Origin of the sequence: Halobacillus sp. BBL2006 (assembly GCF_000786645.1) — a bacterium.
In the GTDB taxonomy this organism is placed as follows: Bacteria; Bacillota; Bacilli; order Bacillales; family Halobacillaceae; genus Halobacillus.
Genome location: NZ_JRNX01000907.1, coordinates 1 through 1,669 on the forward strand (window position 1 = coordinate 1; position 1,669 = coordinate 1,669).

Genomic DNA, 1,669 nt, shown 5'->3' on the forward strand with positions numbered 1-1,669 from the left:
AATAATCCAAGACCAATCGCTGCGATCCCGATATAAGCATAGATTTCCAGATATCCAGCCTTCGTAGTCCATGAAGCAACCACACCAGCCAGCTTGTTGGCGGCTGCGTTACTCAAGAACCACACTCCCATCAGGACGGATGCGAATTTGACTGGAGACATTTTCGTCACCATCGACAATCCGATGGGTGATAAACATAGTTCCCCGAGCGTATGCAGGAGATAAGTGACAACCATAAAGGCGGCACTCGCATGGACCGTGATGTTTTGTTCATCACTACCTGTCATTAATACAGCTGGAACAAGCACCATGAATCCAAGCCCAAGCAGCATTAAACCAAAGGCCATTTTCGTCGGTACACTAAAGTCTCCGCGCTTCGAGTTGGACAGCTTTAGCCAGAACGCTGATACCACTGGTGCCAATAGCAGAATGAACAGTGGGTTCAAAGATTGGAACCAGGATACAGGAACTTCATAGCCGAATATCGTCCGATCGACGAAGTCTCTTGTGTAAAGCGTGAAGGATGCTCCTGCCTGCTCAAAGCCAACCCAGAACATGATGACAAACACAGCTAAGATCAAAACCACTAAGGTGCGGTGTTTTTCTTGTTTAGTTAAAGGCTTCGCTTTTTCTGAATTGTTTGGTGCCGCTTTTGCTTGTGATGGTTTCGTTCCTACATCACCAAGGTATTTCTTAGCCAGTGCATTAAACAACACTTGACCGATGATCATACCGATCGATGAAGCTAAGAAGGCGAACTTAAAGCCAAAGTGCTCCACTCCATTCACTGTGGAATAGAAGAAATCTTGATAGAGCAGTCCTGCCACTAGTGGAGAGAATAGCGCTCCAAGATTGATTCCCATGTAGAAAATGGTGAAAGCAGAATCTTTCCGCTTATCATTCTTGTCATAAAGCTCTCCGACAAGGGTAGAAATGTTCGGTTTAAAGAAACCGTTTCCAATAATTAGTAATAACAACCCTAAATAGAGCCCCCATTGTTCTTGAATTAAGAACAGGGTAAAGTCACCAAGAGCCATTGTGATTCCGCCAATAGTAATCCCGGTTCGTAAGCCCATAAACTTGTCAGTCAACCAGCCACCGATCATCGGGGTCAGGTAAACTAAACCAATATAGTTTCCGTATAGTAATAAAGCTTGCTCCTCATTCATACCGAGTCCTCCGCTGACGAGCTCAGCCGTCAAATAGAGAACGAGGAAGGATCTAATTCCATAAAAGCTGTAGCGCTCCCACATTTCTGTAATGAACAAAAGAAATAATCCAGGGGGATGCTTGCCTTTTCCCTGTTTCGGTGCATTATCTGCGGTTGCTTGCACAATATTACCTCCAGGTCGAAAATTGTTGAATTTTTGTGAACGCAGACAATTATAGAATAAATTTCACCGAATGTAAGCACTAGATTAAAAAGTCTTTATGTTGGTATTGTTTCAAATTTTACAAAAAATGGTCTTCTCTCCTAAGTCAAGATTCACCTTTCTAATTCTTATAGACTAAGAATTGCGGGACTATTTTTATGGAATTGGCTATGAATTAACATACAATTCTATCTCTTAAGAAATAAGTCATTTTTTTCAAAAATTTATGTAAAAAACGAAGTACTTATCTATTCACCCTATAAAGGTTTAAGAGAAGTTTCGCAGAAAAATAATTA

Annotated in this window: 1 protein-coding gene; it reads right to left on the bottom strand. The window is 41.6% G+C overall.

The annotated features are described in order from the left end of the window. The coding region (locus LD39_RS20970; protein WP_035553467.1) for a peptide MFS transporter at positions 1–1,334 on the bottom strand (1,334 nt) is incomplete at its 3' end. Between the last annotated feature and the right edge of the window lie 335 nt (positions 1,335–1,669).